We start from the raw sequence: 16,711 nt of genomic DNA on the forward strand, positions 1-16,711 counted from the left end.
CCCATCACGTCGCCGCCGGGCGGAACCGCTAGGCGAAACGGATGGCCACCGCGTCGCCGTGTGCAGGCAGGTCCTCGGCGTTGGCCAGGGCCACCACGTGGGGGGCCACCACCGACAGCGCGGCACGGTCGTAGTCGATGACCTGGATGGCCTTGAGGAAGGTGTTGACGTTCAGCCCCGAGGCGAAGGCAGCGGTTCCGCTGGTCGGCAGGACGTGGTTGGAACCCGCGCAGTAGTCCCCCAAGCTCACCGGGGAATGCGCCCCGACAAACACGGCACCCGCCGCTGTGACCAACGCGGCGTCGGCGGCCGCATTGGCCGTGTGGATCTCCAGGTGCTCGGCCGCATACACGTTGCACACCGCGATGCCCGCGGCCATGTCGTCGACCAGGATCGTGGCCGACTGCTTACCGCCCAGCGCAATGTGCACCCGCTCGGAGTGCTTGGTGGTGGAGCACTGGCCCTCCAGCGCGCTCCGCACCGCTTCGGCAAGCTCGGGCGAATCGGTGATGAGCACCGCTGCGGCATTGGGGTCGTGCTCGGCCTGGGAAATCATGTCTGCGGCGATGAATTCCGGGTTCGCCGTGGCGTCGGCCAAGATCGCGATTTCGGTGGGGCCTGCCTCGGCGTCGATGCCGACCACGCCCTTGACCAGGCGCTTGGCGGTGGCGACAAAGAGGTTTCCGGGGCCGGTGACCACGTCGACAGGTTCGATGGCCAGTTGCGGGTCCATGTCCCCGGTGACGGGGACGCCGTAGGCGAAGGCGGCGATGGCCTGGGCCCCGCCCATGGAGTGGACCTCCTCCACGCCGAGCAGCTGGGCCGCTGCCAGGATCGTGGGGTGCGGCAAACCGCCGAATTCCTTTTGCGGTGGCGAGGCGATGGCCAGCGAGCCGACGCCGGCGGCCAGTGCGGGGACGGCGTTCATGATCACGGAGCTCGGGTAGACGGCCAGGCCGCCGGGAACGTACAGGCCCACACGGCGTACCGGAACCCAGCGCTGGGTGACGGTTGCACCGGTCCCGTAGTCAATGCGGGTGTCTTCCGGCACCTGGGCAGCGGCAAAGGCGCGTGCCCGGGCAATGGATTCCTCCAGTCCCGCACGGACCTGGGGGTCCAGGTCCGCCAGGGCGCGTTCCATGGCCTCGGCCGGGACACGGGTGTGGGTCTGGGTGACGCCGTCAAACCTTTCGGCCAGTTCGGACAGGGCGGCGAAGCCCTCGGCACGGACGCGGGCAATGATGCCCTCGACCGCCTCGGCGGCCGTGGCAAAGTTCAGCTCGGGCCGGGGAAGCACCGCCTTGAGGCTTGCATGGTCCAATGCGGCGCCCCGCAGGTCAAGGTCTTGGAGCGCGGAAAAGGTCTGGGGGCTGGCGTTGCTAGTCACCGCACCAGTTTATCGTGTCGGCGGACCGGCACCACGACATGCGCCTGGCATCGCCCTTAACAATCGAAACGGCACTTCCCTCCCTACCAGGTGCTTCCCCCGCTGCATGCCGGTGCCATAGTCTGCACCTAGTACGCACGAATCCATGGAAAGGGGATCCCCATGCCACTGCCACACGGAAGCATCGAACAGTCGCCGACAGGATTGCGCATCGTGATAGAGCGCGAGGTCGCGTTCGGCCTGGAGGAAATCTGGAACGCCTTCACCACCCCGGAGGGACTCGAACCCTGGGTGGGAGTCCTGCGCGGAAACCGCGAAGCCGGAAACCTGCGCTTCTCCATGGTCGAGGAAGGGAAGGAAGCGGAGCCCGCGGCACTGGAAATCATCCGTTGCAGGGCACCGCATGAACTGGCCTTCACCACGAACAGCGAGTACGGCGCCTGGCACCTCGGGCTCGAACTGTCCAGGCAGGACGGGGTGAGTTCGATTCGCTTCATCCAGGAACTCGGGCTGACCGACGATCCGAGCAGCATCGGACCTGGCTGGGAGTACTACGTCCAGAGGGCGATTGTTTCACTGGAGGGCGGCGACGTCGATTCGGTCAAATGGGACGACTACTACCCGGCCCTTGCGCCGGCATACGCGAAGGCGCCCGAATAGGCTTCGGATTCGGCCCTTGGGCCCCGGACCGTGCGGGGCCCGCGCAAGGCCAACACCCACCAGGAAGGGCGCTACCCCATGACACAGGCCCACGGCGCTGTGGAACTGTCGGCGACCGGTCGGCGAATCGTCATCGAACTCGATGCGCAGACCGGCGTCCGTGACATCTGGGATGCCTTCACCACGGCGGAGGGCCTCCGCTCCTGGGCCGGGATCCTGTGCGGGAACGCGGAAAGCGGAGATCTGCGGTTCGCGTTCCTTGAGGACGGGCTGGAATCGGCCGCCGGGAGCGTGCGGATCCACCGGTGCAGGCCGCCGTACAAGTTCCGCCTGACGGCCGACACCGAACAAGGGGCCTGGGATCTTGGCCTGGATCTTTCGTCTCGAACGGGGACCAGGAAGATCAGGTTCATCCATGAACTCGCCGCGTCCGATGACCCAGGCACCATCGGGCCGGGCTGGGAATATTACCTGCAGCGGATGCTCGTGCATCTGGAGGGCGGCGACGTTGATTCGGTCAAATGGGACGACTACTACCCGGCCCTGGCAGCAGCATACGCGAAGGCGCCCGAATAGATCCGCCCGCGGGCGGGCTTTTCATTCGGGCGCCGTGGCACCGGGTTTTGGTCCGTGTCAGCCGTCGAGGCAGGTCGAACCCAGCAGGACCTTCAGGTCCCCGAATAGCGCCGAGTTCGGGTTGACGCGGTATTCCATGCCCAAGCGCATGAGCGAGACGCCGCGGGTGCTGTGCAGCTTCACGCGGACCTCGGTGGTGCCCTGGTGCACGCGCAGCACTTCCCCGAGCGCGGAGATGACCTCCTCGGTGGCCTTGTGGTTGGCCATCGAGATGACCACCGGGCCGCCTTCGCCGTCCTCGCTGATTTCCGGGACCGTGAGCTCCTGGGCGTTGAGCGTGATGGAGCCGTCGTCGCGCTTCTGCACGCGGCCCTTGACCACCACGATCAGGTCCTCGGCCAGTACGTTGGCGATCGGCGCGTAGGCGTTGCCGAAGAACATGGTTTCCATGGACCCGGAAAGGTCCTCGATCTCGCATCTGGCGTACGGGTTGCCGCTCTTCTTGGCAATGCGGCGCTGCAGCGAGGTGATCATCCCGCAGATGGTCACGGTGTGCCCATCCTGCGGGCCGTCATCGGATAGCACCTGGGTGACGGACATGTCGGCGTTCTGCTCCAGCAGCCCACCCAGGCCCTTGAGCGGGTGGTCCGAGACATAGAGCCCGAGCATGTCGCGTTCGAAGGCCAACTTGTCCTTCTTCTCCCAGTCGGGCATGTCCGGGACCGCGACAGTCATCCCGGCAGCGGCGGTCGGGTCCTCAAACGCGCTAAAGAGGTCGAACTGGTTGGCCGCCTCGTTGCGCTTGACCGAGATGACCGAGTCCACGGCCTCCTCGTGGACCGCGACCAGGGCACGGCGGGCATGTCCCATGGAGTCGAAGGCGCCTGCCTTGATCAGGGATTCGATGGTCCGCTTGTTGCAGACCACCGCCGGGACCTTTTGCAGGAAGTCGGCAAAGTTCTCGAAATTCCCCTTTTCGGCCCGGGATTCAACCAAGGCGTTGACCACGTTCGCGCCGACGTTGCGGATCGCTCCCATGCCGAAGCGGATGTCGGTGCCCACCGGGGTGAAGTTCAGGGCCGACTCGTTCACATCCGGCGCCAACACGGTGATGCCCATGTGCCGGCATTCGTTCAGGTACATGGCCGTCTTGTCCTTGTCGTCCGCGACGGACGTCAGCAAGGCTGCCATGTACTCGGACGGGTAGTGGGCCTTGAGGTACGCGGTCCAGTAGGAGATCACGCCGTAGGCGGCCGAGTGCGCCTTGTTGAAGGCGTAGTCGGAGAAGGGCAGCAGGATGTCCCACAGGGCCTTGACGGCCTCCATGGTGTACCCATTGTCGACCATGCCCTGGGAGAAGCCGGCGAACTGCTTGTCCAGCTCGGACTTCTTCTTCTTGCCCATGGCGCGGCGCAGGATGTCTGCCTGGCCCAGCGAGAAGCCGGCCAGCTTCTGCGCGATGGACATGACCTGCTCCTGGTACACGATCAGGCCGTAGGTGGTGCCCAGGATCTCCCGCAGGGGTTCCTCGAGCGTGGGGTGGATCGGGGTTTCTTCCTGGAGCTTGTTCTTGCGCAGCGCATAGTTGTTGTGCGAGTTCGCGCCCATGGGTCCGGGCCGGTAGAGGGCGAGCACCGCGGAGATGTCTTCGAAGTTGTCCGGGCGCATGAGCTTGAGCAGCGAGCGCATGGGCCCGCCGTCGAGCTGGAACACGCCCAGGGTGTCGCCGCGGGCCATCAGTTCGTAGGCCCCGGCGTCGTCCAGGGCCAGGGTTTCCAGGTCCAGTTCCACGCCCTGGTTCGCCTTCATGTTTTCCAGGGCGTCGGAAATGATGGTGAGGTTGCGCAACCCCAGGAAGTCCATCTTGATCAGCCCCAGGCCTTCACAGGTCGGGTAGTCGAACTGGGTGATGACCTGGCCGTCCTGGATGCGGCGCATGATCGGGATGACGTCGATGATCGGATCCGAGCTCATGATGACCCCGGCGGCGTGCACGCCCCACTGGCGCTTGAGCCCCTCGATCCCCTTGGCGGTCTCGAAGACGCGTGCTGCCTCCGGGTCGGTGGCCACCAGCTGGCGGAAGTCCCCGGCCTCGGAGTAGCGCTTGGACTTCGGGTCCTCGATGTCGTTGAGCGGGATGTCCTTGGCCATCACCGCCGGGGGCAGCGCCTTGGTCAGCGATTCGCCCATGGAGAAGGGATAGCCCAGCACGCGCGAGGAGTCCTTCAGCGCCTGCTTGGTCTTGATCGATCCATAGGTCACGATCATGGATACGCGTTCGTCTCCGTATTTCTCGGTGACGTACCTGATCACCTCCGAGCGGCGCCTATCATCGAAGTCGACGTCGAAGTCGGGCATGGAGACGCGCTCGGGGTTCAGGAAGCGTTCGAAGATCAGCCCGTGGACCAACGGGTCCAGGTCGGTGATGCGCATGGCGTAGGCGACCATGGATCCGGCGCCCGAGCCACGTCCGGGTCCGACGCGGATGCCGTTGTCCTTGGACCAGTTGATGAAGTCTGCCACGACCAGGAAGTAGCCGGGGAAGCCCATCTTGATGATGACGTCGAGTTCGAAGTCGGCCTGCTTGCGCGAAGCCTCCGGGATGCCGCCCGGGTAGCGGTAGTGCAGACCCTTGTCGACTTCCTTGATCAGCCAGCTGGTCTCGTCCTCCCCCGGCGGGCACGGGAAGCGCGGCATGTAGTTGGCGCTGGTGTCGAAGGAGACCTCGGCGCGTTCGGCGATCAACAGGGTGTTGTCGCAGGCCTCGGGCAGCTCCTTGAAAAGGTGGCGCATTTCCGCCGGGCTCTTGAGGTAGTAGCCGGAACCGGAGAAGGCGAAGCGCGAGCCTCCCTGGTCGTAGGTCGGTTCGTCGAGCGTCGAGCCGGAGTTGATGGCCAGCAGCGCCTCGTGCGCCTTGGCATCGTGCTCGTGGGTGTAGTGCAGGTCGTTGGTGGCCACGAGCGGGATGTTCAGTTCCTTGGACAGGCGCAGCAGGTCCTGGGTGACCCGGCGCTCGATGTCCAGGCCGTGGTCCATCAGTTCGCAGAAGTAGTTTTCTTTGCCGAACAGGTCCTGGAACTCCGCTGCCGCGGCCTTGGCCTCGTTGTACTGGCCGAGGCGGAGCTTGGTCTGCACCTCGCCGGAGGGGCAGCCGGTGGTGGCGATGATGCCCTCGTGGTAGGTGTTCAGCAGGTCGCGGTCCAGCCGCGGGTACTTGCCGAAAACCGAATCGAGGGAGGCGATGGAAGAGGCCTTGAACAGGTTCTTCATGCCGGTGTTGTTGTAGCTGAGCAACGTCATGTGCGTGTACAGGCCACCGCCGGAGACATCGTCGCGCTTCTGGCTTTCCTCGGTGCGCCACTTCACACGGGTCTTGTCATCGCGTGCGGTGCCCGGGGTCACGTAGGCCTCGATGCCGATGATCGGCTTGACCCCGGCGGCGGTGGCCTTGGACCAAAAGTCGAAGGCACCGAAGAGGTAGCCGTGGTCGGTGGTGGCCAGGGCCGTCATGCCCAGCCGGTTGGTCTCCTCAAAGAGTTCCGTCAGGCGCGCGGCACCGTCAAGCATTGAGTATTCGGTGTGCGTGTGAAGGTGTACGAATCCATCGCGATTTGAGCTAGCCACCGATCCAGTCTAGGCGCTCGCACCGACACCCGACCACCTGCGCGCGCCAATGTGTGAAGATGCACCCGGTGTTGTTCCGGGTGCATCTTGGCACGGACTAGAAGTTGCCGTCTCGCAGCATTTCGAGGGCGTTGTTCAGGTCCAGCGGGTACTCGCTGGTGTACTCGACCCATTCCCCGTTCACCGGGTGGAAGAACCCCAGCAGTTGGGCATGGAGCCACTGCCGGGTCAGCCCGAGGGCCGCCGACAGCTTGGGGTCCGCCCCATAGGTCTGGTCGCCCGCGCACGGGTGCCGCAGCGCACTGAAATGCACGCGGATTTGGTGGGTGCGCCCGGTTTCCAGGGTGACTTCCACCAGCGATGCCCGGCCGAAGGCCTCGAGCACCTTATAGTGGGTCCTCGAATCGCGGCCATCCTCGACGACGGCGAATTTCCAGTCATGGCCGGGATGGCGGCCAAGCGGAGCATCGATGGTGCCTTCCAGCGGGTCCGGCAGACCCTGGACGACGGCATGGTAGATCTTCTTCGGGGTCCGCTCCTTGAAAGCGCGCTTGAGCGCCGTGTAGGCGCGTTCGGTCTTGGCGACGACCATCAGGCCGCTGGTGCCGACGTCCAGGCGGTGGACGATACCCTGGCGCTCGGCGGAGCCGGAAGTGGAAATGCGGTAACCGGCCGCGGCCAGCGCACCGACCACGGTGGGACCGACCCATCCCGGGGAAGGGTGCGCCGCAACTCCCACGGGCTTGTCGATGACGACGTAGTCGTCGTCGTCGGCAATGATCTTGAGGTCTTCCACGATTTCTACCCTGATTTCTAGTGGGTCCGGCCTAAGCGGGATAAAGACGTCGATGGTGTCGCCCACATTGGTCTTCTTCGACTTGCCCAGCACCTTGCTCCCGAGGGTTACGTTCCCCTCGGCGCAAAGCAATGCCGCCAGCGCGCGGGAGAGCTCAAGGCGTTTGACCAGAAAGGCGTCTATGCGCAGGCCAGCCTCCTCCGGGGCGACGACGAGCGATTCGGTCCGCTCCTGGGTCACTGCAGTTCCCTGGGCTCGGCCCCGGCGTCGTGTCCGGGTTCCTTTTTATCCGCCGGCTTGCTGCCATCGAGTTCGCGGCCGGTGAAGAGCAGCAGGCAGATCCCGATCATCGAGCAGACGATGAACATGTCGGCGATGTTGAAAATGGCAAAGTTGGGCAGCGCGATGAAGTCCACCACGTGGCCCTGCCCGAAGGATGGGGGACGAAAGAGACGGTCGGTGAGGTTTCCCGCGACCCCGCCCATCAATCCGCCCAGGGCCAGCGACCACGGCCAGACGCGGATCTTGCGGACCAGGAACACCGCCACGTAGATGAGCACCGCTGCCTGGATGATGCTAAAGATCCAGGTGTAGCCCTCCCCCATGGAAAACGCGGCGCCCGAGTTCTTGATGTAATACCAGCGCAGCAGCGGAGGGAAGACGTCGATGACTTGCCCCTCGCTCATGGAGGTTTCAACGATGCGCTTGGTGAATTGGTCCAGGACCAATGCAAGTACCGCCAGGATGCCCGCGGCGTAAATGAGGCGCCGTTTGGTTCCACTGCCTGGCGCGGGCGTGGCGGCGCCTTCCGACGCCGGTGGTGTGGAGCTGTTTTCCATCATGTCCTTTAACGCATTGTTGGCGGTCGGTAACCCGACCGCCAACAATCTTAAGCCATCAATATGTGAGGCAGGTGGTGAAGCAGATTAGCCGTTTTCCTTGGCTTCTGCCGTGTCCATGGAACCCTTGGCTTCGAGGTCGCGCAGCTGACCCTCGATGTAGGTCTTCAGGCGGGCGCGGTAGTCGCGCTCGAATCCACGCAACTGCTCGACCTTGCGCTCCAGAACAGTCTTCTGCTGCTCCAGGGCCGACAGGGTCTTGCGGCTCTTCTCCTCGGCCTCGGAAACGAGGCTGTTTGCCTCGAGCTGGGCTTCGGCGATGATCTTGTCACGCTGTTCAACACCTGCGGAGACGTACTCGTCGTGCAGACGTTGTGCCATGGCGAGGACGCCGGCGGCGGACTCGGCGGTGGAAGCCGGGGCTGCAGCTGCGGCGGCGGGGGCCACCGCTGCTGCCTTTGCCGGCTCTGCTGCCTTGGGTGCTTCCGGAGCCTTGGTCTCGTCCTTCTTGACCTCGGGCGCCTTGGCTTCCTTGGGCTTTTCCGCTTCGACGGGCTTGGCCGCGGGGGCTGCTGCCACAGGGGCTGGGACGGCCTGTTCGCCTTCGCTAATGCCGGCTTCCGACAGGCGGCGACGCAGTTCGTCGTTCTCCTGCGTCAGACGACGTAGCTCGACAACGATTTCGTCTAGGAAATCGTCAACTTCATCCTGATCGTAGCCTTCACGAAACTTCGTCGGCTGAAATCGCTTGTTGACTACATCTTCTGGCGTGAGAGCCATCTGGTCACCTCGATACTTGGTTCTCTCCTCGAACCGCTGAAGTGCGGCACGAGTACACTTACCGTTTATTGGTGCGCAACCCGGTGCAGTCGTTGCGCCTAATGTGACAACACTATAACGACTGGACCGGTAAAGGCTAAAGGAAACGAGTTTTCGTTCCGAAAATTCTTCGCCTTGACCCTTGTCGCACCGTAATTCTTACCTCCGCGGAGGCCTATCACTGAGCCGCGGCAACGCCCAAATTGTTGACAACAATCTTGAGCACTATTACCGCAAAGAACAAAATAATGAACGCCAAATCAAGGCGAATTCCGCCGAGATCCAGCGGTTTTATGCGCGATCGCAACCAGCGCATCGGAGGGTCCGTGGTCTTGGCAATCACCGAGACCGCAACCAGGGCCAGTCCACGCGGACGCCAGGAGCGCGCAAACGACTCCGTGACGTCAAGCACTATGCGCAACAGCAACATGACCTGCAGCACCGTCAGCACTACGTAAAGTAGCGCGAAAATAAGCTCCACTATGCCTTCGAACCCTTGAACTTAGCTCTGGTTGAAAAAGGTTGCCTGGTCTTCGGACTGTTTCTTGTCCTCACCCAGGACCTCTACCGTCGACGGCGAGAGCAGGAACACCTTGTTGGTGACCCGCTCGATGCTGCCGTGGAGGGCAAAAACCAGCCCCGCCGAGAAATCGACCAGGCGCTTGGCGTCAGCTTCGCCCATGTCCGTGACGTTCATGATGACTGGGATGCCATCACGGAAGTTCTCGCCAATGATTTTCGCGTCATTGTAAGAACGTGGATGAACGGTGGTGATTTGACGCAATGAAGAGTCCTCGTCCCGTGCTGAAGGCGCGCGCTTGATGGGTGTTACCGGAGCCCGGTATTCGTTTTCGGTGACAGGGCGGGGTGCCACTTGTGCTACCGGAGCTGGCTGTGCGGCAACCGGCTCTTCGCGGACCGGCTCGACAACGCGCACTTCTTCACGCGCTTCAATGTCGTGCTTGTCGGCCTCGAAGTTCTCGTCACCTTCGGCGAGTCCCAGGTAGATCATTGTCTTGCGCAATGCGCCAGCCATGGTCTTCTCCTTTTGATCGTGCGCGGTCGGCGGTCTACCGAACCGCAAATCTCTCCGCTAACTCGACGCTACAGCACCATTTGGCGGTGTCGGAGGACATCGGCGTGATTTGGGCGGTGTGTCGCCATGTGGCGTTCAGCGCGCGGGCCGCGGACCCGTTTCCGGACCACTGGACGGCGGGTTGAAGACTCAGGAAGGTGAGCCGGACACCATCTGGTCCGCTGCCTGCCACACCAATCCCGCCAGTCGTCCGGTGCGGTAGTCGCGGCGGTAGGAAAAGTAGGTCTCGTCTTCCAGGGTGCATGCCCCGGATTCGGTGACTGCTACGCCCAGATCGCGCAGTTCGGAAGCCGCTGCACGCGGGAGATCCAGGCCGGTGGTGCCACGGCTGGTGGTGGAACCGATCCCGGGGCGCAGGGCCACGGAATCGGCGGCCATGTCGGCGGGGACTTCATAGCAGCTGCCACATATCGACGGCCCGATCCAGGCCTCAAAGGCTTCCGCCCCGGTCGAGCGCATGCGCTTCACCGTTTCGGTCAGGATTCCGTCGAGCAATCCGCGTCGTCCGGCGTGCGCGACAGCCGTGACCGGCCCCTGTTCGGAGACGCCCACGAGGACCACGGGGACGCAATCGGCCACCATGACGGCCAGCGGTTGCGTTGCGTCGGCCGAGAACAGACCGTCACAGGTGGGAATGCCGGATTTCTCCGGCGGCCCGGTGACTTCAAGCACCGTGGCCGAATGGATCTGGTCCATGTAGCTGAACCGGTTCTCCCCCAGTCCCAGGTCCCGCTCCAGATCGCGACGCCGCAGCAGCACGGCGTCGCGATCATCAGGAACGTGGAAGGCAAGGTTCCCTTCGGCCGTGGATGTGAATGCAATGTGCACGCCGGGGGCGAGCAGTGACTGGTATCGCAACATGGTGGCTTGAAAGGTTCCCTTCTGCCGTCGGCCCGATTTACTTCAGGAAGTCGGGGACGTCCAGGTCGTCGTTGGCGGCCGAGAGGTCCGGCTCGACAATGGCGGGAAGTTCCTCGAAGCCCGGTTCAACGGTTGCCACGGCAGCGTGGACCTCTTCCCGGCGGGGTGCCGCCTGGGGCGAGGCCGGTGCAGCGGCGGGAGCGGCGGGTGCCGCTGCCGGTGCTGCGGGGGCGTTGCGTACGGCCGGCTGCAGGGTCTGCGGCGCACTGGTGGCATCGACCTGGTCGAAGCCAGCAGCGATGACCGTCACGCGGGCCTCGTCACCCAGGGCGTCGTCAATGACGGCGCCGAAGATGATGTTGGCTTCCGGGTGGGCCACTTCCTGCACGAGGCGTGCCGCCTCGTTGATCTCGAACAACCCGAGGTCCGAGCCGCCCTGGATGGACAGCAGGACGCCGTGGGCGCCGTCGATGGAGGCCTCGAGCAGCGGGGAGGCGATGGCGAGCTCCGCGGCCTTGACCGCGCGGTCCTCGCCTCGTGCCGAGCCGATGCCCATGAGCGCCGAACCGGCACCCTGCATCACGGACTTGACGTCCGCGAAGTCGAGGTTGATCAGGCCCGGGGTGGTGATCAGGTCGGTGATGCCCTGCACACCGGAGAGCAGCACCTGGTCGGCCTGGCGGAATGCGTCCAGGACCGAGACGTTGCGGTCTGAGATCGAGAGCAGTCGGTCGTTGGGGATGACGATGAGGGTGTCGACCTCGTCGCGCAGCGCCTCGATGCCGTTTTCGGCACTGGTCGCACGGCGGCGTCCCTCGAAGGTGAACGGACGGGTGACCACGCCAATGGTCAGCGCGCCGAGCCCGCGTGCGATGCGTGCGATGACCGGAGCGCCACCGGTGCCGGTGCCGCCGCCTTCGCCCGCGGTCACGAAGACCATGTCGGCCCCGCGCAGCACTTCCTCGATTTCCTCCGCGTGGTCCTCCGCCGCTTGGCGGCCCACGTCGGGGTTGGCGCCGGCGCCCAGGCCACGGGTGAGTTCGCGGCCCACATCGAGCTTGACGTCGGCATCGCTCATGAGCAATGCCTGCGCATCCGTGTTGATTGCAATAAATTCAACGCCTCGCAGGCCAACTTCGATCATGCGGTTGACGGCGTTGACGCCGCCACCGCCGATGCCGACGACCTTGATGACGGCGAGGTAGTTCTGTGGAGCTGCCACGTCCTGATTCCCTTGTTCGATGTGCTGCTGACCGAGGAAGCTCAACCGGACCAACGTTAACCCTCAACTCGAAGGTTATAGTTATGTCAAGCAACCGCTATGAAAACGCTATGTTTCGTAGTTCGTACATGCAACGACCAAGGCCGCGTGTCGCCCCTAAGTCGTTGTTTTTTCTTGTATTCGGGCCCTTGGCGGTCCGTTACCGGGCCACCGGGTGCTGCGGGCTGGAAATGTCGTACACCTTGATGGGTGCCTTCTTGTCTTTCGGGGCCGCCAAAAGGGCTTCCAAGACCTTGGTCTTGAGGGCCGAATCCTGGTCGTTGCCCCAAATCACCAGTTGTCCGTCGTTGAGCTTGAGCTCAACAAAGTCCTTGCTGGTGGCCGTCGCGTGGTCCACGTTTGCCAACAGCTTATCCGGTAGTTCCGAGAGAACCCTGGTGAGCATCGAAAACACCTTGGGGTCCTTGGTCACCTTCGAGGACCTGATCGTGGGGAGCTTGGGCTTGTCCTTGGCCTTCAGGGATGCCAGCAGCTGCCCCTCGGGCCCCACCAACGAGCGTTTCTTGCCCTCCAACAACACCGCCACCGGGACGAATTCGACGACCTGGACCTGCAACGTGTTCGGTGCCTCAGCCTGGACGATCGCGTCCTTCACCGCTGGCTGCCCGTCCAACAGTTCCATGACGCGGCCGGTACCGACCCGCGAAAGCGGGATACCGTGAAGCGGCTCGAGGGCCTTTTGCACGGTCTTGTCGCTGACCAGCGAATTGCCCGAGACGGTGATCGACTTGATCGCCAGGATCGGCGAATACGTCAGCACCAAAACAAGAAGCACCACCATGCCCGCGACCACCGAGGCGCCGATGATCCAACGCTTTTTGGCGCGAGCCCCGGGGTCCTGCGGCAGGTCCAGGACGTTGTTCGGGCCCTGCCCGGACCCGGCCTTGCCCGCCATCAGCTGCCCAGACGTTTTTCCAGCGCGGCCACGATGGCACCCGCCTGCTCGGTGACGTCACCGGCACCGATGGTCATGACCACGTCCCCGGGGGCCGCGACGGAGGCGAGCACCTCGGCGGCCTCAGCCATGGACACCAGTCGCCCGGCGGTATTCAGCTCGCGCGTCAGCAATTCGCTGGTCACCCCGGGAATCGGGGTTTCCCGTGCCGGGTAGATCTCCAGTACGTACGCGGAATCGGCCAGGGAGAGCGCCTCGGCGAACTCGCGGTGGAACTCCTTGGTGCGGGAAAAGAGGTGCGGCTGGAACAAGACGTGCACGGCTCCGTCGCCGGCGACCGCCCGCGCCGCGCGCAGTGCCGCCGTCACCTCGGTGGGGTGGTGGGCGTAATCGTCAAAGACCCGCACTCCCCCGGCCTCGCCGCGGAAGTCGAAGCGGCGAGCGGCACCGGTGAAGGCGCCAAGCCCGGCCACGGCGGCTTCGGGTTCCAGCCCGCAGTCAAGGCCCACGGCGAATGCTGCGGCGGCATTGAGCAGATTGTGGTTTCCGGGAACTGCCAGTTCCAGCGCGGCGGTTTCCCCGCTGCCCCACTCCAGGGTGCAGGCAAAGCGCAATCCGACGGGCTTCGCGTCGCTCAACCGGCGGTCCGCGACCTCGGCGAAGCCGTAGGTCTGCACGCGCAGCTCCGGACGCTCGCGGCGCATTCGTACGGCCAGGGCCAGGGAGCCGGGATCGTCGGCACAGCAGATCAGCAGTCCCGAGTCGGGAAGCAGGCAGGCGAAGTCGTAGAAGGCGCGGTGCACGGCTTCGACGCTTCCGTAGTGGTCAAGGTGGTCGGCCTCGATGTTGGTGACCACAGCGACATCGGGGGCGTAGTTCAGGAACGAAGCGTCCGATTCGTCGGCCTCGGCCACGAACACCCGGCCCTGCCCGTATTCGGCGTTCACGCCCAGCGAGGCGATGTTGGCGCCAATGGCGAAGGTCGGGGAGATGCCGGCCTCTCGCAGCATGAAGGCGACCAGCGAGGTCGTGGTCGTCTTGCCGTGGGTCCCTGCCACGGTGATGACCCGGTGTCCCTCCATGGTCGCGGCAAGGCCCTCGGAGCGGTGCAGGATGCGCAGTCCGCGGGCGACAGCCTCGTCGTACTCCGGGTTGCCGTCCTTGATGATTGAGGAAACGACCACGGTGTCGGCATCCCCGAGATTGGACGCGGCGTAGCCCACGTTGATCCGGGCACCTGCCTCGCGCAGGTCATCGAGCACCGGCAGGTCCTTGGCATCGGTTCCCGAGACCGTCAGGCCGCGGGCCAGCATGAGCCTGGCAACGGCCGAGACCCCCACCCCGCCGATGCCCAGCAGGTGGACGTTGCCCAGTGTCGCAAGTGTGTTTTGTTCCTGCATGTCCCTTAGCTTCCCGTGTTGGCGGTCTGTTGCGGCCCTGCGTGGCCGAGCGATTCGCGGATCATCGATGCCATGACCTGGGCCGCGTCGGCGCGCCCCTGTGCCTTGGCGGCTGCGCCCATGGCGGCAAGCGCCTGCGGGTCCCGCAGCAGCGGCAGCAGCGTCGTGGCCAGGTAGTCGGTGGTGAAGTCGGCGTTGTCAACGACCAGCGCGCCGCCGGCGGCGACGAGGTCGGAGGCGTTCAGGCGCTGCTCGCCGTTGCCGATGGGCAGCGGGACGAGCACCGAGGGGGTGCCGGCCACCGCCAGCTCGCACACCGTTCCGGCCCCCGAGCGGGCGACCATGAGGTCTGCGGCGGCGTACGCCTGGTCCATGGAATCCACGTACTCGACCTGCCGGTAGCCCGGTGCCGACAACGGGTTGCCGGCGGCGTCAAGCACCACCTTGCCGCGGCCGGTGATGTGCAGCACCTGCACTCCGGCATCGGCCAATTGGGGCAGGCCGGCGGCTATGGTCGCATTGATCGAGGCGGCCCCGGAGGAACCGCCGGTGACCACCAGCGCCGGGGCGTCCCCGGTAAGACCCAGGGCGCGGCGTGCAGGTTCCCGCTGGGCCGCCCTGTCCATGGTGGCAACGAATCCGCGCATCGGCATGCCGACCACCTTCGCACCGGGAAGCCCGGTGCCGTTGAAGGCCGTCCCGACGCCGGCGGCGAAGCGGGCGCCGACCTTGTTGGCCAGCCCGGCGCGGGCGTTGGCCTCGTGGATGAAGACCGGCAGCTTGCGCTTCCTCGCCGCCAGGTACACCGGGGTGCAGACGTAGCCGCCGACCCCAAGCACCGCCTGGGCGCCGGTGTCGTCAAGGATCGCGCCGGCGGCCTTGATTGCGGCGCGGAAGCGCAAGGGCAGCTTGAGCAGGTCAAGGGACGGACGGCGAGGCATCGGGACCTTGGCGATGGTGCGCAGCTCGTACCCGGCCTCGGGCACCAGCCTGGTCTCCAGGCCGCTGGCCGTGCCCACCGCGGTGATCTGCGTATTTGGGTCCGCGGCGCGCAGGGCGTCGGCAATGGCAATCATGGGGGTGATGTGTCCGGCCGTTCCGCCGCCGGCGATCACCACGCGTAATGGCTCAGTCATGGGGTTTGGTGTACTACTTTCCACAAGTCGGTGTTTCGGGCGGACTACTTGGCCGAGCGGGCCTTCGCGAACATGGCGGCCAGGCCGCGCGGGGTTCCGGCCGGTTGCAGTCTAACGCGTTGTTCCCGGGCAAAGGACAGTACCACCCCGATGCCCAGGAACGCGGCAAGCAGGGCCGAGCCGCCGGAGGAGATGAAGGGCAGCGGGACTCCGATGACCGGCAGCAGGCCGGTGACCATGCCGATGTTGACGAAGGCCTGGCCGATGAGCCATGCCATGATGCCGCTGATGGCAACGCGCCCGAAGATGGTCCCGGTGCGCACCGCGATGCGGTACATGGCCACGGCCAGCATCCCGTAGAGCACGATCACGAACATGGTGCCCAACAGGCCCATTTCCTCCCCGAGGACGGCGAAGATGAAGTCGTTCTGCGCCTCCGGGATGTGCGACCACTTCTGCCTTGACTGGCCCAGGCCGACGCCGAACCAGCCGCCGGAGGCCAGGGCGAAGAGCCCCTGTTCGGCCTGGTAGCAGTAGTCCTGGGGGCCGTCGCCGCAGGCAATGTGGAGCCAGGCCAGGATCCGGCCCATGCGGTTGGGGGCCAGGATCACCATTCCCGCGATTCCGACAAGTCCTATCAGGCCGGCGATGCCAAAGAGCTTGGCCTTGGCGCCTCCCACAAACATCACCACGGCCAGTACCAGCAGCAGGATCAGCGCGGTGCCCAGGTCCCTGCCCAGCAGGACCAGGCCGACGATGAGCAGCCCGAAGGGCATCAGCAGCGGGACGACAGCATGCTTCCACTGGTCCATGAGCTTGGCCTTGCGCTCCACCACCCAGGCGCCCCACAGGGCGAGGGCGGCCTTGGCGAATTCGGAGGGTTGGATCGAGAACGGCCCGATGAGGATCCAGTTCTTGTTGCCATAGATTTCCTGGCCGATGAGCAGCACCAGCACCAGCAGCAGCCCGGCCGCCCCGAGGGCCGGCCAGGCCAGCCGCTTCAGCGTCGGCAGGGAAATCAGCTGCATGCACGCCAGGGCGACGACGCCGACCAGCGCCCACAGCGATTGCTTGAAGAAGGCCTCGAAGGCCGACTGGTTCCGGGCGATGGCTTCCACCGAGGAGGACGAAAGCACCATGATCAGGCCCATGAAGGTCAGGGCCAGCGTGGTGCCCAGCACGACGTAGTAGTTGATCTGGGCACCACGCAACGAGGGATCCTCGATGCGGGTGAACCACTTTGCCAGTCCACGCGGTTCCCGGCCTCGGCCGCGCTGCGGGCCCGGCGTGCCGGCCTTGGCGCTATTGCCCCGTGGCGTGCGGGATGTGCCGCTCACGAC

At 65.0% G+C, this 16,711-nt stretch carries 15 protein-coding genes; 2 read left to right on the forward strand and 13 right to left on the reverse strand.

Features of this window, described 5'->3' with window-relative positions:
- Positions 1–28: 28 nt before the first annotated feature.
- Entirely contained in the window at positions 29–1,387 is a 1,359-nt protein-coding gene (gene hisD / locus Q2T94_RS00090) for a histidinol dehydrogenase (RefSeq protein WP_302262435.1), read from the reverse strand.
- Positions 1,388–1,549: 162 nt separating this feature from the next.
- Here hisD and Q2T94_RS00095 point away from each other — a divergent pair, with 162 nt between their 5' ends.
- Positions 1,550–2,047 carry an SRPBCC domain-containing protein gene (locus Q2T94_RS00095; RefSeq protein WP_302262436.1) on the forward strand — a complete coding sequence of 166 codons (498 nt, stop codon included), beginning with the start codon at positions 1,550–1,552 and terminating at the stop codon, positions 2,045–2,047.
- Between the two features lie 78 nt (positions 2,048–2,125).
- Positions 2,126–2,623, forward strand: coding sequence for an SRPBCC domain-containing protein (locus tag Q2T94_RS00100; protein ID WP_302262437.1), 498 nt, complete (start codon positions 2,126–2,128; stop codon positions 2,621–2,623).
- Between the two features lie 57 nt (positions 2,624–2,680).
- On the opposite strand, the gene dnaE is transcribed toward Q2T94_RS00100, so the two are convergent.
- The 12 genes from dnaE to ftsW all read right to left on the reverse strand — a co-directional run bounded on the left by dnaE (position 2,681) and on the right by ftsW (position 16,708).
- The gene (gene dnaE, locus Q2T94_RS00105; protein ID WP_302262438.1) at positions 2,681–6,247 is read right to left on the reverse strand and encodes a DNA polymerase III subunit alpha; all 3,567 of its coding nucleotides are present in this window, start codon (positions 6,245–6,247) and stop codon (positions 2,681–2,683) included.
- Between the two features lie 97 nt (positions 6,248–6,344).
- Entirely contained in the window at positions 6,345–7,283 is a 939-nt protein-coding gene (locus Q2T94_RS00110) for an RluA family pseudouridine synthase (RefSeq protein ID WP_264270609.1), read from the reverse strand.
- Positions 7,280–7,882, reverse strand: a complete 603-nt coding sequence (lspA, locus tag Q2T94_RS00115; RefSeq protein ID WP_264270688.1) for a signal peptidase II — start codon at positions 7,880–7,882, stop codon at positions 7,280–7,282. Before lspA ends, Q2T94_RS00110 begins: the two co-directional genes overlap by 4 nt.
- An 87-nt stretch (positions 7,883–7,969) precedes the next feature.
- On the reverse strand, positions 7,970–8,662 hold the full coding sequence (locus Q2T94_RS00120; RefSeq protein ID WP_264270608.1) for a DivIVA domain-containing protein: 693 nt from the start codon (positions 8,660–8,662) through the stop codon (positions 7,970–7,972).
- Between the two features lie 217 nt (positions 8,663–8,879).
- Positions 8,880–9,182, reverse strand: coding sequence for a YggT family protein (locus tag Q2T94_RS00125; RefSeq protein WP_264270607.1), 303 nt, complete (start codon positions 9,180–9,182; stop codon positions 8,880–8,882).
- A gap of 21 nt (positions 9,183–9,203) precedes the next feature.
- Entirely contained in the window at positions 9,204–9,737 is a 534-nt protein-coding gene (locus Q2T94_RS00130; RefSeq protein WP_264270606.1) for a cell division protein SepF, read from the reverse strand.
- Positions 9,738–9,926: 189 nt separating this feature from the next.
- Positions 9,927–10,658, reverse strand: a complete 732-nt coding sequence (gene pgeF / locus Q2T94_RS00135; protein ID WP_302262439.1) for a peptidoglycan editing factor PgeF — start codon at positions 10,656–10,658, stop codon at positions 9,927–9,929.
- 37 nt (positions 10,659–10,695) lie between these two features.
- A complete protein-coding gene (ftsZ, locus tag Q2T94_RS00140) occupies positions 10,696–11,880 on the reverse strand; it encodes a cell division protein FtsZ (RefSeq protein ID WP_302262440.1) in 1,185 nt (394 codons plus the stop codon).
- 199 nt (positions 11,881–12,079) lie between these two features.
- On the reverse strand, positions 12,080–12,835 hold the full coding sequence (locus Q2T94_RS00145; RefSeq protein WP_302262441.1) for a cell division protein FtsQ/DivIB: 756 nt from the start codon (positions 12,833–12,835) through the stop codon (positions 12,080–12,082).
- A complete protein-coding gene (gene murC / locus Q2T94_RS00150; protein ID WP_302262442.1) occupies positions 12,835–14,235 on the reverse strand; it encodes a UDP-N-acetylmuramate--L-alanine ligase in 1,401 nt (466 codons plus the stop codon). The genes Q2T94_RS00145 and murC overlap by 1 nt, the downstream gene beginning before the upstream one ends.
- 5 nt (positions 14,236–14,240) lie before the next feature.
- Complete coding sequence (gene murG / locus Q2T94_RS00155; protein ID WP_264270601.1) at positions 14,241–15,371, reverse strand: undecaprenyldiphospho-muramoylpentapeptide beta-N-acetylglucosaminyltransferase; 1,131 nt, start codon at positions 15,369–15,371, stop codon at positions 14,241–14,243.
- Positions 15,372–15,415: 44 nt separating this feature from the next.
- A complete protein-coding gene (gene ftsW, locus Q2T94_RS00160) occupies positions 15,416–16,708 on the reverse strand; it encodes a putative lipid II flippase FtsW (RefSeq protein WP_264270600.1) in 1,293 nt (430 codons plus the stop codon).
- Positions 16,709–16,711 lie beyond the last annotated feature (3 nt).

Source organism: Paeniglutamicibacter sulfureus, assembly GCF_030512175.1.
Classification (GTDB): Bacteria; Actinomycetota; Actinomycetes; order Actinomycetales; family Micrococcaceae; genus Paeniglutamicibacter; species Paeniglutamicibacter sulfureus.